At 61.7% G+C, this 21,006-nt stretch carries 21 protein-coding genes and 1 tRNA gene; 13 read left to right on the top strand and 9 right to left on the bottom strand.

Features of this window, described 5'->3' with window-relative positions:
- Positions 1 to 19: 19 nt before the first annotated feature.
- Entirely contained in the window at positions 20 to 445 is a 426-nt protein-coding gene (locus tag C484_RS02920) for a DUF488 family protein, N3 subclade (RefSeq protein WP_006824481.1), read from the bottom strand.
- A gap of 60 nt (positions 446 to 505) precedes the next feature.
- Here C484_RS02920 and C484_RS02915 point away from each other — a divergent pair, with 60 nt between their 5' ends.
- Positions 506 to 1,327: a nucleoside phosphorylase gene (locus C484_RS02915; protein ID WP_006824480.1), complete on the top strand. Its 822-nt coding sequence runs from the start codon at positions 506 to 508 to the stop codon at positions 1,325 to 1,327.
- Positions 1,328 to 1,366: 39 nt separating this feature from the next.
- Here C484_RS02915 and C484_RS02910 read toward each other — a convergent pair whose 3' ends face one another.
- From C484_RS02910 to C484_RS02895, 4 genes are all read right to left on the bottom strand, one after another.
- On the bottom strand, positions 1,367 to 2,131 hold the full coding sequence (locus C484_RS02910) for a mechanosensitive ion channel domain-containing protein (RefSeq protein ID WP_006824479.1): 765 nt from the start codon (positions 2,129 to 2,131) through the stop codon (positions 1,367 to 1,369).
- Position 2,132: 1 nt separating this feature from the next.
- Complete coding sequence (gene dacZ / locus C484_RS02905; RefSeq protein ID WP_006824478.1) at positions 2,133 to 2,954, bottom strand: diadenylate cyclase DacZ; 822 nt, start codon at positions 2,952 to 2,954, stop codon at positions 2,133 to 2,135.
- Positions 2,955 to 3,093: 139 nt separating this feature from the next.
- The gene (locus C484_RS02900) at positions 3,094 to 4,101 is read right to left on the bottom strand and encodes a hypothetical protein (protein WP_006824477.1); all 1,008 of its coding nucleotides are present in this window, start codon (positions 4,099 to 4,101) and stop codon (positions 3,094 to 3,096) included.
- 217 nt (positions 4,102 to 4,318) lie between these two features.
- Positions 4,319 to 4,403 (bottom strand) — tRNA-Leu (locus C484_RS02895).
- A 571-nt stretch (positions 4,404 to 4,974) separates the two neighbouring features.
- Between C484_RS02895 and C484_RS02890 the strand changes: the two genes are divergently transcribed.
- Positions 4,975 to 5,283, top strand: a complete 309-nt coding sequence (locus tag C484_RS02890) for a transcription factor TFIIB cyclin-like protein (protein ID WP_006824476.1) — start codon at positions 4,975 to 4,977, stop codon at positions 5,281 to 5,283.
- Between the two features lie 202 nt (positions 5,284 to 5,485).
- On the opposite strand, the gene C484_RS02885 is transcribed toward C484_RS02890, so the two are convergent.
- Positions 5,486 to 5,953, bottom strand: coding sequence for a phosphopantetheine adenylyltransferase (locus C484_RS02885; RefSeq protein ID WP_006824475.1), 468 nt, complete (start codon positions 5,951 to 5,953; stop codon positions 5,486 to 5,488).
- 138 nt (positions 5,954 to 6,091) lie between these two features.
- On the opposite strand from C484_RS02885, the gene C484_RS02880 reads away from it, so the two are divergent.
- From C484_RS02880 to C484_RS02860, 5 genes are all read left to right on the top strand, one after another.
- Positions 6,092 to 8,341: an NADP-dependent malic enzyme gene (locus tag C484_RS02880; protein ID WP_006824474.1), complete on the top strand. Its 2,250-nt coding sequence runs from the start codon at positions 6,092 to 6,094 to the stop codon at positions 8,339 to 8,341.
- Positions 8,342 to 8,577: 236 nt separating this feature from the next.
- Complete coding sequence (locus C484_RS02875) at positions 8,578 to 9,924, top strand: NAD(P)/FAD-dependent oxidoreductase (protein WP_006824473.1); 1,347 nt, start codon at positions 8,578 to 8,580, stop codon at positions 9,922 to 9,924.
- A gap of 163 nt (positions 9,925 to 10,087) precedes the next feature.
- A complete protein-coding gene (locus C484_RS02870; RefSeq protein ID WP_006824472.1) occupies positions 10,088 to 11,482 on the top strand; it encodes an outer membrane protein assembly factor BamB family protein in 1,395 nt (464 codons plus the stop codon).
- Between the two features lie 66 nt (positions 11,483 to 11,548).
- Positions 11,549 to 11,923, top strand: coding sequence for a 30S ribosomal protein S8e (locus tag C484_RS02865; protein WP_006666300.1), 375 nt, complete (start codon positions 11,549 to 11,551; stop codon positions 11,921 to 11,923).
- A 304-nt stretch (positions 11,924 to 12,227) separates the two neighbouring features.
- Positions 12,228 to 12,554, top strand: coding sequence for a hypothetical protein (locus C484_RS02860; protein WP_006824471.1), 327 nt, complete (start codon positions 12,228 to 12,230; stop codon positions 12,552 to 12,554).
- Positions 12,555 to 12,665: 111 nt separating this feature from the next.
- Here the strand turns inward: C484_RS02860 and C484_RS02855 are convergent, their stop codons facing one another.
- Positions 12,666 to 13,661: a phosphate signaling complex PhoU family protein gene (locus tag C484_RS02855; protein ID WP_006824470.1), complete on the bottom strand. Its 996-nt coding sequence runs from the start codon at positions 13,659 to 13,661 to the stop codon at positions 12,666 to 12,668.
- Between the two features lie 393 nt (positions 13,662 to 14,054).
- On the opposite strand from C484_RS02855, the gene C484_RS02850 reads away from it, so the two are divergent.
- The 6 genes from C484_RS02850 (at position 14,055) to phoU (ending at position 19,816) form a co-directional block, all read left to right on the top strand.
- A complete protein-coding gene (locus tag C484_RS02850; RefSeq protein ID WP_049914991.1) occupies positions 14,055 to 15,029 on the top strand; it encodes a PstS family phosphate ABC transporter substrate-binding protein in 975 nt (324 codons plus the stop codon).
- A complete protein-coding gene (gene pstC / locus C484_RS02845) occupies positions 15,026 to 15,949 on the top strand; it encodes a phosphate ABC transporter permease subunit PstC (RefSeq protein ID WP_006824468.1) in 924 nt (307 codons plus the stop codon). Before C484_RS02850 ends, pstC begins: the two co-directional genes overlap by 4 nt.
- The gene (gene pstA, locus C484_RS02840; RefSeq protein ID WP_006824467.1) at positions 15,949 to 16,839 is read left to right on the top strand and encodes a phosphate ABC transporter permease PstA; all 891 of its coding nucleotides are present in this window, start codon (positions 15,949 to 15,951) and stop codon (positions 16,837 to 16,839) included. The genes pstC and pstA overlap by 1 nt, the downstream gene beginning before the upstream one ends.
- A 2-nt stretch (positions 16,840 to 16,841) precedes the next feature.
- On the top strand, positions 16,842 to 17,741 hold the full coding sequence (gene pstB / locus C484_RS02835; RefSeq protein ID WP_006824466.1) for a phosphate ABC transporter ATP-binding protein PstB: 900 nt from the start codon (positions 16,842 to 16,844) through the stop codon (positions 17,739 to 17,741).
- A gap of 165 nt (positions 17,742 to 17,906) precedes the next feature.
- Complete coding sequence (locus C484_RS02830; protein WP_006824465.1) at positions 17,907 to 19,064, top strand: glutathione-independent formaldehyde dehydrogenase; 1,158 nt, start codon at positions 17,907 to 17,909, stop codon at positions 19,062 to 19,064.
- Positions 19,065 to 19,144: 80 nt separating this feature from the next.
- Positions 19,145 to 19,816: a phosphate signaling complex protein PhoU gene (gene phoU / locus C484_RS02825; protein ID WP_006824464.1), complete on the top strand. Its 672-nt coding sequence runs from the start codon at positions 19,145 to 19,147 to the stop codon at positions 19,814 to 19,816.
- A 91-nt stretch (positions 19,817 to 19,907) separates the two neighbouring features.
- Here phoU and C484_RS02820 read toward each other — a convergent pair whose 3' ends face one another.
- Positions 19,908 to 20,255, bottom strand: coding sequence for a HalOD1 output domain-containing protein (locus C484_RS02820; protein WP_006824463.1), 348 nt, complete (start codon positions 20,253 to 20,255; stop codon positions 19,908 to 19,910).
- Between the two features lie 54 nt (positions 20,256 to 20,309).
- Positions 20,310 to 20,951: a helix-turn-helix domain-containing protein gene (locus tag C484_RS02815; RefSeq protein WP_006824462.1), complete on the bottom strand. Its 642-nt coding sequence runs from the start codon at positions 20,949 to 20,951 to the stop codon at positions 20,310 to 20,312.
- Positions 20,952 to 21,006: the final 55 nt, after the last annotated feature.

Below are 21,006 nucleotides of genomic sequence, written 5' to 3'. Positions count from 1 at the left end.
TTTAGCTCGAGCACCGACGCTACCGCTCGAGTTCAGTTCGAAGGATCGTTCGATGGCAGCGTTTTTTCTCGGTGTTTTCGTAGCAGACGAGCGCCAGGTCCTCGCCGTCGTCGAGCCGCGTCGAGAGGGCCGCGAGTGCCGTCCGCGCCTCGTCGGCCGTCGCGAGGTGCTCGCGGTAGGCGTCTCCGAACGCGACCTGGTCCCACGCGGCGTTGTGGGCTTCCTCGTCGCAAATGCCGCGCATCTTGAGGTCCTCCTCGGCGGCGCGGATCGCGTCGAGTAACTCGGCCGGCGGCCCGAGTTCGGGAACGTTCTCGTCGACCGCGGCGTGAAACCACGAGGTTGGGCTGCGGACGACGCCGACTCGCGTCGCGTCCGCGGGCACGTCGGCGAACTCGTGCTGGAGCGCGGCGACGTACGTGTCCGTGAGGGTTCCGCGTGCCATACCCGTCGATACGGCCGCCCCGCATTTATATACGGCGTCGGTGCGAATCGCCGCCACTCGATGACCGGCGACAGCGAAGACCCGAACGCAGACGTACAGTACCATCTCGAGGTCAGCGGCGCGGACGTGGCCGATACCGTCCTCCTGCCCGGCAATCCCGAACGCCTCGAGAAGATCGTGGACCACTGGGACGACCACGAAATTCGCGCCCACCACCGCGAGTACCGGACCGCGACCGGCACCTACGAGGACACGCCCATTTCGGTCACCTCGACCGGAATCGGCAGCCCGTCGGCCGCGATTGCCGTCGAGGAACTGGCCCGCGTCGGCTGCGAGACGTTCATCCGGGTCGGCTCCTGCGGGGCGATCCAGGCCGACATGGACGTCGGCGACCTCGTGATCAGCACCGGTGCGGTCCGACAGGAGGGCACGAGCGACGAGTACGTCCGCGAGGACTACCCCGCGAGCGCAGACTACGAGGTCGTCTCCGCACTCGTCGCCGCCGCCGAACGACTCGGCTACGACTACCACACCGGCATCACGATGAGCGCCGACTCCTTCTACGCCGGTCAGGGCCGTCCCGGTTACGACGAGTTCGAAGCCGCCGGCGCGGACGACCTGATCGATGAACTCGTCGAGGCGAACGTCAAGAACATCGAGATGGAGGCGAGTGCGATTTTCACGCTCGCGAATATCTACGGGCTGCGTGCGGGCGCGGTCTGTTCCGTCTACGCGAACCGCCGGACTGGCGAGTTCAGAACGGAAGGCGAGTCCCGTGCGGCTGAAACGGCGACGCTTGCGACGCACTTGCTCGCAAGAATGGATGCGATCAAGCGCGAGGCGGGGGCGGATCGGTGGCATCCCGGGCTCTCGCTGGAGTAAGCGAAAAAGCGAACGCAGTCCTCGCGCTGCGGTGATCGCTCAGTCTCGAACGCGAACGAGTTCGTCTTCGAAGACCTTCCGGTTCGGGATAATGTACTCCTCGGAGTTGTCTTCGATTTTGGTGACGAAGAGGTCGACTTCCTGGACGATGCCGGCCTGGTCGCCGATACGGACCCGATCGCCGATTCCGTAGGGCTGGTTGAGTAGCAGGTAAATCCCTGCGGCACTCGAGATCAGGAAGTCCTTAAAGACGACGGAGCCGACGAAGACGAGGCCGAGTGCGTAGACGGCAAGCAGGATGAGCAGTGGCAGGACGTAGACGCCGATCTGCCCCAGTGCGATGAGAAAGGCGACGTACAGGACGGAGTACTTGACGACTCGGGGGATAATCGAGGCTTCGGGGAGTTTGACGCTGCGAAGATACTCGCTGACGGCTAACTCCGCTTTGTCCGCGACGATGAACCCGAAGATGAGCACGAGGACGGCGATGAACACCTGCGGGATGTACTCGACGACGCGAATCCAGAACGCCTCGGTGTCGAGCAATTGCGCGATATGAATCGCTGTCAGGACGGCGATTCCGTAAATGAACCACGAACTCAATCTGGCGACGATGTCGACCAACGAGGTGCCGATCGACTGGGCGGTGCGCTCGAACGGCGTCCCCTCAACGGCTTCTGGCACACCCGAGGCCGAGAGCAGTTCCTTGTTGAGTCGACCGACCAGGTAGCCGATTACCAGCCCGAGTACGAGCACCGCCGCAGCTATGACGGCCGGCTCGTCGATAAGGGTCTGCCAGTTCATATCAGTACGCCTCCGGATCGACCTCCATGATGAGCTCGCCGGCCTTGAACGCCCGGACGAGCCCATCGCTCTCCGACAGCACGATCGTGATCGCGTTCGTATCGCGCGTGATCGCGCCGGCGGCCATGTGGCGTGCGCCGAGCCCTTTCGGAATGTCGACGCCCTCCGCGGATGGCTCGAGATACCGATAGGCCGAGACGATCTTGCCCGCATCGGAGATGACGAACGCGCCGTCGAGCCGAGAGAACTCCTTCAGCATGACGTTCACGATCGGATCGCCGACGTGAACGTGTGACTTCTCGAAGGGGTTGTACGACAAGGGCCGAGACTTGTTCATCACCTTTCCCGCATCGCCGACGACGAAGAGCGCCCCCACCGGCTTGCCCTTCTGGCCCTTCTTGCCGAGTTCAATTGCGAGTTCGAGGACGGCTTTGATGACGGTCGGTTCGGCCCGCGACTTCGCGAAGAGGTCGTAGATCCCGGTCCGGTCGTCCGCGTTGGCTCGCACGCGCGAGATGGTGTCGATTTCGTCCCCGAAGACGCGCGTTGCACAGACGAGTTCGTCGCCGTCCTCGATAACGTCCTGCTCGAGCGCCCCCTCGAGGCCGAAGCTGATCCGTTCGGCGACGTCCTCGAACTCGAGGGGGAGTTCGACGAACGTCTCTGCGCCGACATCGTTGTCGGTGGCGACGACGAGTACGTCGAGATCGTCGAGACCGTCGGCTGTTTGACAGCGTTCGTAATCGGAGCTACTCGGTGAAAAGAGAGCGACAGCATCGGCGTTCGAGAAGAGCTGCCCGAACACATCGTCTAACCCGGCCATTGCTCATACAAGTCGTTTCCGCGCGAATAAGCGTTATGGAGCGTCAGACGTGTGTCTGCCACAGCAGGCTATGCTTTAATCGTGGAGCGGTCACTATGGGAGGGCCATCGCTATGCGGGTGGTTGTGATCAGGGTGTGATCAGGTTTCCCCGCCGGATGGAGAGCGAAACGACGCACCGGAATCGAAGCTGGTGAGATCGTCGATACGCGCCTCCAGGGCTTCGATTTCTTGCTGCAGTTCGTCGGTTTCCTCGTCCGCCCCGGCCAGTTGATCCTTGAGCCCCTGCAGTCGCGATTCTTTCTCTTCCTCATCGACCTCGGCTTTGCGGACGTACTCGCTGCGTTCGATCTCGTACACCGCGGATTCGGCGAGTTCAGTCACCGCGAGCGCCTCGTCGACCTTCGCTGGGTCGACGCTGGTGACGCGGTCGCGGTCAATTCCGGCGTCTTCGAGAACGGCCAGGACGTCCGCATCGTCCTTGAGCGATCGATTCCGGCGGGCAGTCCGCTGGATCGACCCGTACTGTCCGCTGACCTGACGGTCGTGGTGGAGTCGGCCGAGCAAGCTCTCGCTGACCTCCTGCCGGAGGGCGTCGGCGTTTCGCTGCACGTCCGAAAGGAGCGTATAGAGATTGACCAACGCCGCGGTCTCCATCCCGTCGAGTGCGGTTGGATCGTGTCGTTCCAGAGCGTCGATCAACAGTAGAGCGTCGGCGTAGACGGGGAGATCGGGCTCTTCGCGCTCCGTGTGCTCTGCGGCGGCAGCCGAACTGGACTCGAAGCCCGCATCTGTATCGACGAGCGGCGAGCCGGATGGCGTGTCGATTTCGGTTAGCGTTCCGGCCCTGTCATCGAGTTCAAATCGCGGATGAAGACTGAGAACCGTCGCATAGGGTTCCGCCTCCGAGGGAAGCCGGTCAAGACTGAAGCCGCCGGCCGCGTCCTGAACTCGTTGAAGCAGCGTCTCGAACTGTTCGCGTTGCAGTGGAACCGTCTCAGATTCGTGTTCGTACTCGACGAGAAGCCGGTGTTCTTGCGTCTCAGTTATCCGAAAGGGGTCCCGCGAGAGTGGCGTGAGGAGTGTCGCATCGGGTGGTAACTCCGCGATGTGCTCGAGAAGGGTATGCCAGCTCGTGGTTCCCGGCATACGCTCGTATTATCGCGCGTGTGGCAAAAGGTTGCCGACATTATTCCATCCCAAAACTATCGTATTCATACACGGGGTCGGGAAAGTATAATAGATGTGACGGTGCAGGACCGGATTCGAATCGGAGCAAGACAGGCTCTCACTGCGTTCGCACTGCGTCTTGCAGGGTTCGAACCCGCTGATCGCAGTCTCCGCTCACGATGTTGTTCGCGGAGAATGCGCGGGACCGGATTCGAACCGGCGGACCCCTACGGGACAGCGTCCTAAGCGCTGCGCCGTTGGCCTAGCTTGGCTACCCGCGCGCACCTTTCGCTTTTCACGAATCCAGTAAGTAACTGTCGGTCCGGACGGCACCCCGTGACTTCCGGTTACTGATGTTTCACCGGCTCTTCGGGCGACCAATCCGGTGGAACGATAAAGGTCACGTGCTCGGCATCGCGAAGTTGGTGTAGCTCTGCCGCCTGCTCGGCTAACGATCGGTCTCGGTACGGCATCTCGAGACCACAGCCGGTGCAGACGAGCTTGCAAGTTGGCTCCTTCATGACGGGACGCAGGTCCAGTCCGTACCGAGACCGGAACCCAACGGTGCTTCTCACTTGGCGATTCTCGGGCTTTAGTAGTTGTCTCCTAGTGAAACCCAGGCAGAACGGCTGATTCGGCGACCTGTTCGTAGCTGGCTCTTGGCGCAAGTAGCGCGCTATTGGGATTCACAACGGTCTGAAACAGACCCGTTCCGAGGGCCACTACACTGATTCTCCATTACACATACTCCAGTCACCCACCGACTACGACGGTCCACGTCCCGACTACCCCGCTCCCGTTCGCCGACGCTCACGTCCGCAGATTTATCTCCGATGGCGCGCTACCTCGCCTATGCACAGCGCCCGCGATCGCATCGAGTACGATACCTGGCTCACCGAACTCGAGCAGATCGCCGACCGACTCGATCTCTCCAGTGACGCTCGCTCCTGTGCTACTGAACTCTTTCTCGGCGATGTACCATCGGAAGACCGATCGAAACGGGCCGTTCTCGCTGCGAGTATCTACGCCGGCTCGCTCGTCGCCGGGGATGGCCGAACGCAGGGAGCCGTTGCCGACGCGGCGGATGTCTCTCGCCTCTCGATCCAGACCCGCTGGAAGGACCGACTGGCTGCAGCCGGTCTCGAACCACCCAGCTGGTAACGCGACTGATTCATCAGAACCGACACTTTCCCACGCCACCGCGCCACCGACCGTTACCGACCGTAAGTTTACGATACATGGCTGGAAAGACAGTATTAGTAGCCCCCTGTAATTTCCATTGGATATGGGGCTGCCGAGTTCACTCGATTCGGTTCGAATTCAGTGCAGTCCGTGCAGATTCCGCGACGGACACGGTCGGTGACTAGTCGCCTTCGAGAACGGTGCCGTGTTCGTCGATCTCCCCGTGGACAATTCGGGTACTTGAGATGATATCGCCGTCGTCGGCACGCAGATGAGGGACGACGACGACCTCGAGCGGGTCGTGGCCGCGCTCACGGCGAATCTCGTTGATCCGTTCGCCACCGGATCTGGTCTCCGGCGAGACGACCAGGTAGTCGAACTGGGGTTCAGTCGCGATGCCGGTCGGTTCCTCGAGCCGTCGGATTTCGAACGAGCGATCGTACTCGGTTGCGATCGCTTCGAGTTCGGTTTCGAGGTCGGCTCGTCTATCGTCGAACGAACGGACCGTTCGCTCTACATGTCGTGTCTTCGGGGCGAGTTCGTCGCTGGTTAAGCCGACAGTGACGTCTCCGAGTTCGAACGCCCGTTCGAAGAGCCGCCGGTGGCCGTCGTGAACGGGGTCGAACGTCCCACCAAGCGCGACGTCCATACCCCACCTCACTGGCGCGGCCCGTATAAAACGGTCGAATCTGGAAACGAGCTGAGCGAGACGAGCTACGCTATGATTCGACAATTGTCGATATCCGCCTTCGAATTGTTTTTAGTGAATGCCCACACTGTCCATGGTATGGGACTTGACGAGGACGCGCTGGAGTACCACCAGACTGACCCGCCGGGAAAGATCGAAATTTCGACGACGAAGTCGACGAACACGCAGCGAGACCTCTCACTCGCGTATTCGCCGGGGGTTGCTGCGCCCTGCCGAAAGATCGACGACGACGAGACCCAAGCGTACACGTACACGGCAAAAGGGAACCTCGTCGGTGTCGTCTCGAACGGCTCTGCCGTGCTCGGACTCGGTGACATCGGTGCACAGGCCTCAAAGCCCGTCATGGAGGGCAAGGGCGTCCTGTTCAAACGCTTCGCTGACATCGACGTCTTCGACATTGAACTCGACGAGTCGGACCCACACAAGTTCGTCGAGGCGGTGAAGATGATGGAGCCGACCTTCGGCGGGATCAACTTGGAGGACATTACAGCACCGTCGTGTTTCACGATCGAGGAGCGCCTGCGCGAGGAGATCGACATCCCGGTGTTTCACGACGACCAGCACGGGACGGCGATCATCTCCGGTGCCGCACTGCTCAATGCGGCAGATATCGCGGACAAGGACCTCGAAGACCTCGAGATCGTGTTCTCGGGAGCGGGCGCGAGCGCCATCGCGACGGCCCGGTTTTACGTCTCGCTCGGCTGTCGCGCCGAGAACATCACGATGTGTGACTCCTCGGGTATCATCACCGAAACTCGGGCGCAGGAGGTCAACGAGTACAAACGCCAGTTCGCCCGCGATATCCCCAGTGGCGATCTCGCGGACGCAATGGAGGGAGCGGATGTCTTCGTCGGCCTCTCGGTGGGCGGCATCGTCTCCCAGGAGATGGTCCAGTCGATGGCCAGCAACCCGGTCATTTTCGCAATGGCCAACCCCGATCCCGAAATCGGCTACGAGGAGGCAAAGGCCGCCCGCGACGACGACGTCATCATGGCGACCGGCCGCTCTGACTACCCGAATCAGGTCAACAACGTCCTCGGGTTCCCCTTCATCTTCCGGGGCGCACTCGACGTGCGCGCGACGGAGATCAACGAGGAGATGAAAGTCGCCTGCGCCGAGGCGCTCGCCGACCTCGCCCGGCAGGACGTTCCCGACGCCGTCGTCAAAGCCTACGGCGACGAACCGCTCCAGTACGGCCCCGACTACATCATTCCGAAGCCCGTTGACCCGCGCGTGCTCTTCCAGGTCGCCCCAACCGTCGCCGAGGCCGCGATCGAGTCCGGCGCTGCCCGCACCGACTTCGACCTCGACGCCTACGAGGAAGAACTCGAGGCTCGCCTCGGCAAGTCCCGAGAGATGATGCGCGTCGTCCTCAACAAGGCAAAGAGCGACCCCAAGACGGTCGCGCTCGCGGAGGGCGAAAACGAGAAGATGATCCGGGCGGCCTACCAGATTCAGGAGCAAGGCATCGCCGCACCGATTCTCATCGGCGACGAGTCCGAGATTCGCCAGACCGCATCGAGTCTCGGCCTCGAGTTCACGCCGCAGGTCGCGGACCCCTCGGTCGGCGACTACGAGGAGTACGCCGACCGCCTGCACGACCTGCGCGCACGCAAGGGTATCACGCGAACGGAAGCCGGCGAACTCATCGAGGGCGATTCGAACTACTTCGGCAGCGTGATGGTCGAACAGGGCGACGCTGACGCGCTCTTGACCGGCCTCTCCCATCACTATCCGTCGGCGCTGCGACCGCCGCTGCAGGTGATCGGCACCGCGGACGACGTCGACTACGCCGCCGGGGTCTACATGCTCACCTTCAAGAATCGCGTCGTCTTCGTCGCCGACGCGACGGTCAATCAGGCTCCCGACGAGGAGGTCCTCGCGGAGGTCACCAAACAGACCGGCAAACTCGCCCGCCGGTTCAACGTCGAACCGCGCGCCGCACTGCTGTCGTACTCGAACTTCGGCAGCGTCGACAACGACGGCACGCGTAAACCGCGTCGCGCCGCGACGATGCTACAGGACGATCCCGAGGTCGACTTCCCCGTCGACGGCGAGATGCAGGCGGACACCGCCGTCGTCGACGACATTCTCGAGGGTACCTACGGCTTCTCCGAACTCGAGGAGCCGGCGAACGTGCTCGTCTTCCCGAACCTCGAATCGGGGAACATCGGCTACAAACTCCTCCAGCGTCTCGGCGGCGCGGACGCCATCGGCCCGATGCTGGTCGGCATGGACCGTCCGGTGCACGTCCTCCAGCGCGGCGACGAGGTCAAGGACATCGTGAATCTGGCGAGCGTCGCGGTCGTCGACGCACAACAGGAGTAGCGACGAGCACCGGCGTTTGGAAGGCGGATTCTTCCGTTCGAAACGGTTGAACGGAGTGCTGTCCGATCAGTATCTGTTCAACTGTACTGGTGGACACTGTGTGCGGTTTCGACTGTTTTCAGCGGATTGTGCGGAATAGCTGTCTGCGTTCAGCAGTAGTCTACGCATCAAATACGCATGGTGTGATAGCATTTAACACACCAATCCGAGAACTACATACCGAGGGGGCAGTCACAATGACTCTCGAAACCGTTTCCCGGTACGATCCGACTCGGAGTTTCGAGAGTGGTGACCGTGCTGCGGTTATCGGGGCCGGAATGGCCGGTCTGTGCGCCGCTCGAGTTCTCGCCGACGGGTTTACCGAAGTCACGATCGTCGAGCGGGATTCGCTGTCCGACAAGCCCGTTACCCGCCGCGGGGTTCCCCAGTCCCAACACATCCATGTCCTTCTTGAAGGAGGACGGGCCACGCTGGAGGACCTGTTTCCGGGCTTCGGCGAGGAACTGCTCTCGGCTGGCGGCGTGTCACACGATGCCGCGCGTGACGTAAAATTCTACATGGAAGGTGGTTTTCTCGCAAACGGTCCCCGGCGCTGCACTGTGTACGGTGCGACCCGGCCACTGTACGAGCAGGTAGTACGCGAGCAGGTTGCTGCTCTCGAGGGCGTTCACTTCCGCTCGAACAGCCAGTTCACTGACTACCTCGTTACCGATGCAGCAACGAGCGTAACGGGTATTCTGGTACAGGATGAAGGCGGGGAGACGACGGAGATCACTACCGACCTGACCGTTGATGCCACCGGCCGCACAAGCCGGACCCCGCGGTGGTTGGACGAGCACGGTTACACTCGGCCGTCCGTTGACGAGGTTCGTATCGACGTGGCCTACAGCAGCACCATTGTCGAGCGTCCTGCCACCGACCGCCGCGGTATTATCGTGGCACCCTCACCGCAGCGCCCTCGTGGCGGCACGTTCGTCCCTGTCGAGGATGGACGATGGGTGATGACATTATGGGGAATGCACGGTGATGCTCCCCCAACCGATCCGGCGGGCTTCGCAAATTTTGCAGCCAGTCTCCCCGTCCCCGACCTGGAGCGGATGCTCAACGACCAGCCGTGGCGAACCGACGATATCGCACACTACCCGTTTCCGTCCAACCTTCGCCGCCGATACGAGGACCTTGACCGATTCCCGGAGGGACTGATCGTTATCGGCGATGGGGTCGCCAGCTTTAATCCCATCTATGGCCAGGGCATGTCGGTGGCGGCCTTCGAGGCCGCCCAGCTCCAACACGCGCTCGTGGCGGATAGTCACACGAATCTCGCGCCTCGGTTTTTCGACCGAATCGAGGAGACAGTGGATCTGGCGTGGAACTTGGCGGTCGGCAGCGACCACCAGTTCCCCCAAACCGAGGGGCCGAAACCGCGCGGAACGGATTTCCTGAACTGGTATCTGTCTCGCTTTCTTCGGAAGGCCCACACCGACGGCGAACTCTGGGAACTCTTCTTCAGTGTGCAAATGATGGAGAAACCACCGACCGCACTACTGCATCCCCGCGTCGTCTGGCGCGTGTTCAAGCCATAGGTGAATACAGACCGCGTGCTCTTCGTTCCCGTAAAGCGAACACCACATACTCGTCGTGGTATCTTCGCCTCCGCTTTCTCCCCGGCACCACTCATCAGGCGACTCGCACAATAAATCGCCGGTATTTAGCCGGTCTCAACCGTGGCTGTTGCTAGAGCCCGCTATGGAACCGCCACACCGATCTCGATCTCGTCGATCCCGAACCCTCCCTCGCTCTCGAACCTCCCCTGCCGACGGCGAGGCGAACGCATCGCGACGCCGTTTTCTCGGCGCGACCGCGACTGCAACCGCCGCGGCGACGGGCCTCGCCGGCTGCGTCGACCTGCCGAACACGCTCGGCGGCCTCGTCAACGGCTCCGAAGACGTCTCCCTGTTCCAGAACGACCTGCGTCGGCTCGGCTACTACCCCGACGAGGTCGTCCCCGATGCCGTACACGTCGACTGGACCTTCCCGATCAACTACGTCGGCCACACCGCAGCCAAATCTAGCCCCCTCCCGACGCCCGACGGCGATACAATCCTGTTCGCCGGCGACACCGGCCGCGTTCACGCTTACACACCCGCAGGCGAACTACGCTGGACGACTCAAACCGGCGCGACCGAACTCGGCTTCCACGGTTCCCCCGCCATCGTCGGTGATACCGCCTACATCGGCGGCTACGACGGCGACCTCTACGCGCTCGACACCGAAAGCGGCGACATCGTCTGGCGCACCCGCTCCGCTGAACTCGACGGCGCGCTCGCGATCGGCTCGAGCCCGGCCTACCACGACGGCACGCTCTACGTCATCTCCGAGTTCGCCCCGCCCTCGAGCGGCGCGCTCTGGGCGATCGATCCCAACACCGGCGAGCCCACATGGAGCGACGACCGAATCTGGGGCCAGGCCCACCCGTCGCCGACGATCGACCTCGACGCCGGGCGGATACTCGCCGGCTCGAACGACGGTGCCGTTTACTGTTGGGAGTTCCCTGAACTCGAGTTCAGCTGGCAGTATCAGGCCGACGCGGACGGCGAAGAAAGCGCGGACGGTGCGTTTCGGAAGGGTGCCCAGATCAAGGGGACCGTCGCGGCCCACGACGGCTACGGCTACGTTGGGAGTTGGGACAACAACTTCTACTGTCTCGATCTGGCGGACGGTGAGGAGGAGTGGGTGTTCGAGACGGGAGCGTCGGTGATGTCGAATCCGGCGGTCGATGTCGAAGAAGATATCGTCTACATGGGAAGCGATGACAACTACGTCTACGCGCTCGATGCCAAATCTGGCGAGGAACTGTGGTCGACGAACGTCAACGGGCGCGTCATCGGAGCGCTGACGGTCACGGCCGAGACGGTACTCGCCGGCTCGTACGATTCGTACCTGTACGCTCTGGACAAGGAAACTGGAGACCGTCGCTGGCGCGTCGAAAACCGTGGGCGGGTCACCAGCGCTCCAGTCCCCGTCGACGGGCGGATCTACTACGCCGAGCGCGGCGTGATTTCGAATTACTACGACGATGACGAGGAGACGACGACGCTCGAGGAACCGGGGCACGCTTACTGTCTGGTCGCCGACGACTGAGACTCAGTACCAGTCTCGCCGGTACGAAAGCGTGCATTCAAGTATTTGCCGGGATTGTTCCCGCGTATGCAAGATCAGGGACGCTCTACGCGAAAGCGAACCGGCGGTCGACTGAAGAACGTTCGCAAGCGCCGAAAGGATGAACTCGGCCGACTGCCGACGGAGACGCAGGTCGGCGAACCGCGCTTCCGGACCGTCGATGTCCGCGGTAACGACACGAAGACGCGTGCGCTCGCGACGGACGTTGCAAGCGTCAACACCGGCGACGAGACGGTCGCCGCGGATATCGAGGACGTCGTCGAGAACGACGCGAACCCGAACTACGTCCGCCGAAACATCATCACGAAGGGTGCCGTTATCGCGACCTCCGAGGGTGAGGCCCGCGTTACGTCCCGGCCCGGCCAGACCGGCCAGGTCAACGCCGTGCTGCTCGATAACTGATCGGCGCCGATTCGATTCTCTCCGATGCTGGTTCTGTAGCTCCAGCAGTGGCCGAATCAGACGCCTATTCTGTGGCCCTGTCGGATCCCTGTTGGCAGCCACGAACGAATCAACTACTGAGAACTGCGACCGGTTGCAGACGGGACAGCAGGACCAATACGCGGTGACTCGTCGTATCCGTCCGCTCTCGCTACGCCGACGATTTGTTTTCAGGTTGCCTCTCACGCCGACACCCGCACCAGTCACTACCGCAGGGATCGGTGAGGTCGGTTATTTTATAGTAGTGCCTCGCTAACTAGTACGTATGCTCGCTCCGTTCGCCGCCGTCCTCTCGTTCATCGTCGTGCTCGCGGGGGTCCTCTGTCTCTACGAGTTCTTCCTATACGATGCGGACGAGAAGGCGGCGGCCCCTGTCCGGTCGCGCATATATCTCGGTTCCGTCCTCCTCTTGGTGCTACTCGGCGTGGGCGGACTGGTTGCAATCGCCACGAATGCCGTCTCCCAGATGACGGTACTCGGACTCATCGGTATCTTCGGGGCACTCCCGGCGTTCGCCCAGTACCTGTTTCACCGACAGATTGACGCCGAGACGGGACCGCTGGCCCGTCGCGTCTCCGACCGCTGGTCGTGATCGTGGATTGCACACCGGATTTCAATTGAATTCGAGTCAAACCGGCCGCGGCGGAACAGTGCGGAGAACGAACGCTGGCGCTCGGAGTGCCGGTTAGAGTTACGATTACGATTAGGGCCGCGGAGCCGCCTTCTGCAACGCCGTCTCAGCGATGTTCCCACCGTAGTCTGCGCTTCGCGAAAGCGAGTCGACGATCAGCCCGAGCGACTGGGCCTGGACGGGATCGAGTTCACGGAGCATGTCGTCGATCGTTCGGGTGTGTTCGTCGATTTCGACGACGGCCTGGCGGGCGGCGTGTCCCAGTCGATTCGCTTCCTCGGAATCGTCGGCGACCAGCGCGTCCATCGACTTCTCCAGGACGTCGGCAGCGTCTTCGTGAAGCGCAACGACCGCCTCGGCGACCGATTCCGGAATCTCTTGGAGTTTGAGCGCGAGATTGCTGATCTTGGTGGCGTGGTCGGCGATGCGCTCGAGTTGGCGCGCGCTCGAGTGGTAGTCAAAACAGTCCTCGCGGGGCACGCCGAGTTCTTCCGCGGCGCGCGGGGAGCGCAGCGTCGCCCGGAAGATACGAGAGACGACGAGCCAGAGGCGATCGACGTCGTCGTCGCGCTGGATCACGTCGAGTGCGATGTCGTCGTCGTTCTCGACGAGGGCAGTGATCGCATCCGCGAGCATCGAACTCGCGATCAGGCGCATGCGCGAGACGGCGTTGACGATCGAGAGTTCGGCGGAGTCGAGCAGATCCTGGATGACGACGCTGTCGTTGGTCTCCTCTAGGACTTCGACACCGACGAGGCTCTGCGTGGCGTTCCGAATCGCCCGGCGCTGGTCGGTCGTGATCCGGGTCGCCTCGAGCCGGATGAGGTCGAACCCGCTGACGTACATGGTCATCACGGCCCTGGTCAGGCGTTCGCCTTCGAGATCAGAGACGTCGAGCGTTCCTTCCTGGCGCTCGATATCGCTTGCCGGCGTGAGCAAGAGCGCGTCATCCTCTGGATAGAACTCGACTGTCGTTCCGGCCTCGACATCGTTTTCGGTCGCCCATGTCTTGGGCAGTGAGACGGTGTACGTCGATCCGCCGGTCACCTGAACCTTCCGCGTTTCCATACCGGAGGTGTTTGAGCGTTCGAATATAAATACCCTGCTATCTATAGAGATCACTGCCAGCTATAAAATGGATGTATTGGGCCCAGAAATTGGCCATTCACCGATCACTATGGCCATCAGAACGAATGGGGTAACTAGATACATATAACTGTGGATCACTCCGGAACAGTTCCGTCTGTATGTGAGACGACAGCAATGCAGTATAGATATCCAAAGCTATGTTAAGACTACTGATTCGTAACAGGTTCGTAATCGTTCGTCATCCCGGCGCATGGCGGGGGTGACGACCAGACTGGCTATCTAGCTCATTGCGGAAACTCAGGATGGATATTATATATAGATATATAGCCATCATAGTAGAGTACTTATTTGGGTGCTGGCGATTCTTCAGTGATGTCGAGAGATACCACGGCGTCCTTGCCGACCGGACTCGGTCGGCGTGATTTTCTCGCCGCGGCAAGTGTTGCTCTCTCCGGCGGAATGGCCGGTTGTGCCGGTGTCTTCGCCGAAGAGGGCGATCAAGTGAATATCGCGGGAAGCAGTACCGTGTTTCCCGTGACCGAGGCGATCGGCTCCGCATTCTCCGAGGAAAACCCGACCGTTAACCTCTCGCTCAGTAAAACCGGGACCGGCGGCGGGTTCGGGAACTTCTTCTGTGCGGGACGGACCGACATTAACAACGCGAGTCGGCCGATCGCCGACGCCGAAACCGAACAGTGTGGAGAGAACGATATTACGCCGATCGAGTTCCAGGTCGCGACGGACGCGTTGACGGTCGTCGTCAATCCCGAGGCCGACTGGGTCGATTGCCTTACCGTCGACGAACTCCACGATATCTGGCGCGCCGGTGGAGCCGAGCGCTGGAGCGATATCAACGAGGACTGGCCCGACGAGGAGTTCGAACTGTACGGCGCTGCGACGACCTCCGGCACGTTCGATTACTTCAACGAGGCGGTCATCGGCGAGGAGGAAAACCACCGAAGTGACTACCACGCGACCGAGCGCGACCGAACGATCGTACAGGGCGTGCAGGGATCGGAGTACGCGATCGGCTACTTCGGCTTCTCGTACTACAGCGAGAATCCGAACTCGATCAAGGCGCTCTCGATCGACGACGACGGCACCTGTGTGGAGCCCTCGATCGAGACGGCGATGTCCGGTGAGTATACCCCGCTCTCGCGGCCGCTGTTCATCTACGTCGCGAAGGAATCGCTCGCGGATTCGGCCGTCCGCGACTTCGCTCGCTTCTATATGGAACGAGCTGCGACGGATCTGGTTTCCGAGGTCGGTTACGTCCCGATCACCGAGGACCAACGCGATGAAAACGTAGCGAAACTCGACGAGGCGATCGCCGAGGTGACCGAATGAGCCAGCCGGACTTCTCTCACGACGGCATCCGCACCGCCCGCGGCACGGCATTTCGCTATCTCTTCATGCTGTGTGCGCTCCTATCGATCCTGACCACCGTCGCCATCGTCGCGACGCTTCTCATCGACGCAGTCGATTTCTTCGCGACCGTCTCGCCGATCGAGTTCCTTACGGGAACGCGCTGGAGTCCGACGAACGACCCGGTCGCGTTCGGCGTGCTACCGCTGATTTCGGGCACGCTGATCATCACCCTCGGCTCGGCGCTGGTCGCGCTGCCGATCGGGTTGCTGACCGCGATTTACCTCAGCGAGTACGCCTCCGAGCGCCGACGAGCCTACCTCAAGCCGGCGCTCGAGGTGCTGGCTGGCGTACCGACGGTCGTCTACGGCTACTTCGCGCTTGTCTACGTGACGCCGGCGCTAGACACGATCTTGCCGCTCTCGACGTTCAATGCACTCTCGGCGTCGATCATGGTCGGGATCATGATCATCCCGATGGTGTCCTCGATCAGCGAGGACGCGATGAGCGCAGTCCCGGACTCGCTTCGACAGGCCAGTTACGGACTCGGGGCGACGAAGTTTACCGTCTCGACTTCCGTCGTCGTGCCGGCAGCACTTTCGGGAATCATCTCCTCGTTCATCCTCGCCCTCTCGCGGGCGATCGGCGAAACGATGATCGTCGCGATTGCAGCGGGGCAGACACCGCGGATGGTCGATCTGACCGATCCGGCGGGGATGTTCCTGGATTCGATCCAACCCATGACCTCTGCCATGGTCCAGATCGGCACCGGCGACATCGTCGGTCAGGGAGCCGCCTACAAGAGCCTCTTTGCAGTCGGGCTCACTCTGTTCGTCATCACCTTCGTCATGAACCTTGTCAGTGAACTCGTCGCCTCGCGCTATCGGGAGGTGTATCGCTAATGGCTGCCGATACGCAGGAGGCATCGGTCGACTCCGGGTTCGGCCAGATCAGCCGCACGAAAGACGTGGCGTTTCGGCTGCTCGCACTGGCGGCGACGCTCATCGGCATCGTCTCGCTCGCGGCGTTGCTCCTGAACGTCGCCGTCGACGCGGTCGGCTGGCTCGACTGGAGTTTCCTCACGAACCCGCCCCATCCGAACCCGAACAATGCCGGATTCCTGCCCGCGATCGTCGGCTCCATCGCGATTATGATCATGATCGCGCTCGTCACCTTCCCGCTCGGTGTCGGGGCTGCGATCTACCTCGAAGAGTACGCCAGTGACGGCTACCTCACGCGGTTCATCCAGCTCAACATCGCCAACCTTGCAGGTGTCCCCTCAGTCGTCTACGGCCTGCTGGGACTGGGACTGTTCGTGGGACTGTTTAACATCGGCTACGGGTCGGTGCTGGCCGCGGCGTTTACCGTCGCCTTGCTCATCCTGCCGATCGTGATCATCTCGGCACAGGAAGCGATACGATCGGTTCCCGACTCGCAGCGACAGGCATCCTACGGGATGGGCGCGACGAAGTGGCAGACGATCCGGAACGTCGTTCTTCCACGGGCAATGCCCGGGATCATGACTGGGACGATCCTCGCACTCGGTCGCGCAATCGGCGAGACGGCACCGCTGATCATGATCGCGGCACCGACGACCGTCTTCGGGGTTCCAAACAGCCTTCTCAGCAAGGTTAGCGCCATGCCCTTACAAATCTACAACTGGGCGTCGTACCCACAGACGGAGTTCCAGTACGGCGTCGTTGCGGCTGGCGTCGTGACGCTGCTCGTGATCCTGCTAACGATCAACTCGGTCGCGATCATCATCCGGAATCGATATCAACAGCGAACCTGACAATGACTAACAAACAGATGACGTCCTCGGAAACGGAACAGACTGACGACCAGCAACCCAATCCCACGCCGGGCACCGACAGTCTCGCGGACCGCGGAACCGATATCGGCGTCGAGACGAGTTCACGAGACGACCCGGCGACGGTGACCGACCGAACGATCATCGAGTCGCGCGATCTGGATGTGTACTACGGCGACGACCAGGCGCTGAACGGGATTTCGATGGAGATTCCGGAACAGCAGGTGACGGCACTTATCGGGCCCTCGGGTTGCGGGAAATCGACGTTCCTGCGCTCGATCAACCGCATGAACGACCTCATCGATATCGCCCGCGTCGACGGGGAGTTGTTCTTCCGCGAGAAGAACGTCTACGACGACGATGTCGACCCGGTTGCGCTGCGCCGGCGGATCGGCATGGTGTTCCAGTCGCCGAATCCGTTCCCGAAGAGCATCTACGACAACGTCGCCTACGGGCTTCGAGTGCAGGGCCAAGACGACAACTTAGACGAGAAGGTCCACACGGCCCTCGAACGCGCCGCGTTGCTCGACGAGGTCGAGGACCAACTCGACTCGAGCGGCCTCGATCTCTCGGGCGGCCAACAACAGCGCCTGTGTATCGCGCGAGCGATCGCGCCCGACCCGGAGGTCATCCTGATGGACGAGCCGGCGTCGGCGCTCGACCCCGTCGCAACCTCGAAGATCGAGGATCTGATCGAGGATCTGGCCGAGGAGTACACGGTGATTATCGTCACCCACAACATGCAGCAGGCGGCGCGTATCTCCGACAAGACCGCCGTCTTCCTCACCGGGGGGAACCTCGTCGAGTTCGACGACACGACGAAAATCTTCGAGAATCCGGAGAGCGATCGGGTCGAGGATTACATCACGGGCAAGTTCGGGTAGCTTGGGAGTTCAGTCTCCGTTTGCCGTGTTTCATTCGCTGTTCTCCGTCGTCCCGTGCTCGCTATTTCGCGTCTCCCGTGCTGATCATCCACACCGGGACCGAGTTGCACGTGCACCGCGAATCTTTAGGGACAGGGTCGAAGTCGCGACCGGTAGGTGTCATCGATGTCCATCAGAGGCGTTGTCTACCACAACTCTCACGACGTATCGGTCGATGAAATCGACGAACCGACGCTCGAACACCCGAACGACGCGATACTCGACGTGACGACGAGCGCGATTTGCGGCTCGGACCTACACATGTACGAGGGACGGGCCGGTGCCGACGAGGGGATGGTCTTCGGCCACGAAATCATGGGCGAAATCGCCGAGGTCGGCGAGGGCGTCGACACGCTCGAACCCGGCGATCGAGTCGTCCTCCCGTTCAATATCGCCTGCGGGTTCTGTGAAAACTGCGAGGAAGGGAACTACAACTACTGCGAGTCCGTCGCAGAGACGCCCGGCGGCGCTTACGGCTACGTCAAGATGGGTCCCTATCAGGGCGGGCAGGCCGAGAAAGTCCGCGTCCCCTACGCCGACTTCAACGCCCTCTCCTTACCCGAGGAGGGCCACGAAGAGGACTTCATCATGCTCGCCGACGTGTTCCCCACCGGCTGGCACGGCACCGAACTCGCCGACCTCCAGCCCGGCGAATCGGTCGCCGTCTTCGGCGCTGGTCCCGTCGGCCTCATGGCTGCCTACAGCGCGAAGCTCAAGGGAGCCTCGGAAATCTACATCGTCGATCGAGTCGAGAGTCGCCTCGAATTGGCCGAGGACCACTGCGACGCGACGGCGATCAACTTCGAGGACGTAGATGCAGCCGAGGCCATCGTCGACGCCCACGGCGGCCCGGTAGACAAGGGCGTCGACGCCGTCGGCTACCAGGCGATCGACAGCGAACGCGACGGCGACCGCCCCTACGATCACGAACGCGAGAATCCCTCGCTCGTGATCAACCAACTGATTCAAGCGGTCGAAGCGACCGGCAAGATCGGCATCGTCGGCCTCTACATCTCGGAGGAACCCGACCCGCCCGAGCAGGTCGACGAACAGGGATTACTCAACATCGATCTCGGCATCGCCTTCGAAAAAGGCCTCCAGTTCGGAACCGGACAGTGCCCGGTCAAGCGCTACAACCGACGGCTCCGCGACATGATCGTCTCCGGCCGGGCTGAACCAGGCTTTCTCGTCTCCCACGAGGTTGAACTCAAGGATGCCCCCGAGATGTACGAACGGTTCGACGAGCGTGAGGAGGGCGTGACGAAGGTGCTGTTGCATCCCTAAGCGAGTCACGAGCAGCAACGAACTGAGACGAGAGTTCATCGCTACCAATCTTTATCAATCACCAGCGTGCTTTCTGCAGTATGGCCCGCCAATCCTACCAGGAGAAACTCGAAACGCTTCGTGAGGATATCCTCTACATGAGCGAGATCGTCATGGAACGCCTTCGGATGGGGCTCGACGCCCTTGAACAGAAGGACAACGATCTCGCCCGCGAGGTCATCGAAGGCGACAGCGAGGTCAACCAGCAGTACCTCGACCTCGAACAGCAGTGTATCGAACTGCTCGCCCTCCAGCAACCCGTCGCCAGCGATCTGCGGTTTATCGCTGCATCGTTCAAGATTATCACGGACCTCGAACGAATCGGCGACCTTGCGGTCAATCTCGGCGAATACACCCTCGACGCCAGACACGACCTCTTCCCCGATGTCGACGTGCAGGAGATGGGCGAGATGACCCTCGATATGATCGAAGACGCGATGCTCGCCTACGACAGCGAAGACATCGACGGCTGCCGCGAACTGGCGGAACGCGACGACGACCTCGATCACTTCGCCGAGCGCGCGAGCGAAATCGTCGTCCGCGACCTCATCGAACGCGAACTCGATTCGCCCGACGAGGTCGAACGACTTCTGCAGGACGTTTCGCGTCTTCTGCTGACGATTCGAGACCTCGAACGGGTCGGTGATCACGCCGTCAACATCGCCGCACGGACGCTGTACATGGTCGAGAACGACGACGAACTGATCTATTGAGCCGAACGCGAATCAGAATCTAAACACCGACAGAGCAAGCGCGAATTAAGCGACAGACCGAAAACAATCCAAACCTGAACGGAGGCCCTCGTTACGCATCTTCGAGTTCAACGCGGCCGGTCGTATCGACCGTGACGGTGCGGCCGGCGTAGGAGAACGTTACGCTGCCGCCTGCGCGGTCGAGGGAAGAAGGGGCGGCCGACGCGTCACCGGTCTCGGGTTCGAAGAGGGAATCGAGCGCCGCTGGATCGATCACGTTGTAGAGTGGATCGAGTTCGTCCGCGACCGCCATCATGTCGCGGCCGTCCTGGCTCGCGATTGCGGAGATAACGGCGACGCTTAAGGGTTGCTCAGGGTCGGCCTGGTAGACGAACCGGTCGTCGCTTGCGGCCGGCTGGATCGTCGCGTCGGCGTGAGTACGGTGAGGTGTCTGGTTCACGGATCAACTAACGAACGGGAGCCGGGAAAGACCGTCCGTTGACTGGCCAACCTTTTAAGAGAGGTCGGCTGCGAGCGTATTCCAGAGCAGATTCGCCTGTCCGCGTCGGAGTCGGGCCGAGAGGGCCTGATCCGAAACATCGAGTTCGGCGGCGAGTTTCGAGAGGGTAACCGTCCGCGGGACCTCGAAGTAGCCGCGTTCGAGGGCGGTAAGGAGGGCCTCACGTTGGTGTGCCGTCAGATCGTACTGTGCGGTTTCAGTCCGGTGTTCCTGGTAGATTCGCCGGACGAGAAAGCCGACGTCTCGCTCGAGACAGCCCTCGCGATACGCGCGAAGCGCCTCTCGAGAGGGGACGCGGGCGCGAACGACGGTCGTTTCTGTAACGACGATGTCCAGAATCCCGACGTCGTGTTCGGCGGCGACCGGATAGGTGAGCTTCGCGGTTGCCTCCTCCGAGAGGACCACGCTGTACAGGCGTCGCTCGGCCAGCGACTCGAGTTCGGCGAACCGATCGACGCTGTCGTCGGCCCCCAGTGCGCGTTCGAACGCGTCGAACTCCTCGCCCATTGCCCAGAAGAGCAGTTTCGGCTCGCCGGTTTCGGTCCGGTAGAGCTCCTCGATCCGCAGCGTTTCGATCGCCGACGCTGCGGTGCGAAGGATCGGCGTTTCCAGTTCGAACTCGACGATGAGGGACACGGGTTGGTATCCAGGTTGTGGCCCGATGATTGTTCGGGTGGGACGAGCAAGCGGT

The organism is Natrialba taiwanensis DSM 12281 (assembly GCF_000337595.1).
Taxonomy (GTDB): domain Archaea; phylum Halobacteriota; class Halobacteria; order Halobacteriales; family Natrialbaceae; genus Natrialba; species Natrialba taiwanensis.
The sequence above is the reverse complement of the archived record's forward strand: the minus strand, read 5'-3'. Positions and strand labels throughout refer to the sequence as shown.

Coding starts and splice junctions, on each gene's coding strand:
- C484_RS02920 (WP_006824481.1), bottom strand. CDS start 445: ATGGCACGCGGAACCCTCACGGACACGTACGTCGCCGCGCTCCAGCAC.
- C484_RS02915 (WP_006824480.1), top strand. CDS start 506: ATGACCGGCGACAGCGAAGACCCGAACGCAGACGTACAGTACCATCTC.
- C484_RS02910 (WP_006824479.1), bottom strand. CDS start 2,131: ATGAACTGGCAGACCCTTATCGACGAGCCGGCCGTCATAGCTGCGGCG.
- dacZ (WP_006824478.1), bottom strand. CDS start 2,954: ATGGCCGGGTTAGACGATGTGTTCGGGCAGCTCTTCTCGAACGCCGAT.
- C484_RS02900 (WP_006824477.1), bottom strand. CDS start 4,101: ATGCCGGGAACCACGAGCTGGCATACCCTTCTCGAGCACATCGCGGAG.
- C484_RS02890 (WP_006824476.1), top strand. CDS start 4,975: ATGCACAGCGCCCGCGATCGCATCGAGTACGATACCTGGCTCACCGAA.
- C484_RS02885 (WP_006824475.1), bottom strand. CDS start 5,953: ATGGACGTCGCGCTTGGTGGGACGTTCGACCCCGTTCACGACGGCCAC.
- C484_RS02880 (WP_006824474.1), top strand. CDS start 6,092: ATGGGACTTGACGAGGACGCGCTGGAGTACCACCAGACTGACCCGCCG.
- C484_RS02875 (WP_006824473.1), top strand. CDS start 8,578: ATGACTCTCGAAACCGTTTCCCGGTACGATCCGACTCGGAGTTTCGAG.
- C484_RS02870 (WP_006824472.1), top strand. CDS start 10,088: ATGGAACCGCCACACCGATCTCGATCTCGTCGATCCCGAACCCTCCCT.
- C484_RS02865 (WP_006666300.1), top strand. CDS start 11,549: ATGCAAGATCAGGGACGCTCTACGCGAAAGCGAACCGGCGGTCGACTG.
- C484_RS02860 (WP_006824471.1), top strand. CDS start 12,228: ATGCTCGCTCCGTTCGCCGCCGTCCTCTCGTTCATCGTCGTGCTCGCG.
- C484_RS02855 (WP_006824470.1), bottom strand. CDS start 13,661: ATGGAAACGCGGAAGGTTCAGGTGACCGGCGGATCGACGTACACCGTC.
- C484_RS02850 (WP_049914991.1), top strand. CDS start 14,055: ATGTCGAGAGATACCACGGCGTCCTTGCCGACCGGACTCGGTCGGCGT.
- pstC (WP_006824468.1), top strand. CDS start 15,026: ATGAGCCAGCCGGACTTCTCTCACGACGGCATCCGCACCGCCCGCGGC.
- pstA (WP_006824467.1), top strand. CDS start 15,949: ATGGCTGCCGATACGCAGGAGGCATCGGTCGACTCCGGGTTCGGCCAG.
- pstB (WP_006824466.1), top strand. CDS start 16,842: ATGACTAACAAACAGATGACGTCCTCGGAAACGGAACAGACTGACGAC.
- C484_RS02830 (WP_006824465.1), top strand. CDS start 17,907: ATGTCCATCAGAGGCGTTGTCTACCACAACTCTCACGACGTATCGGTC.
- phoU (WP_006824464.1), top strand. CDS start 19,145: ATGGCCCGCCAATCCTACCAGGAGAAACTCGAAACGCTTCGTGAGGAT.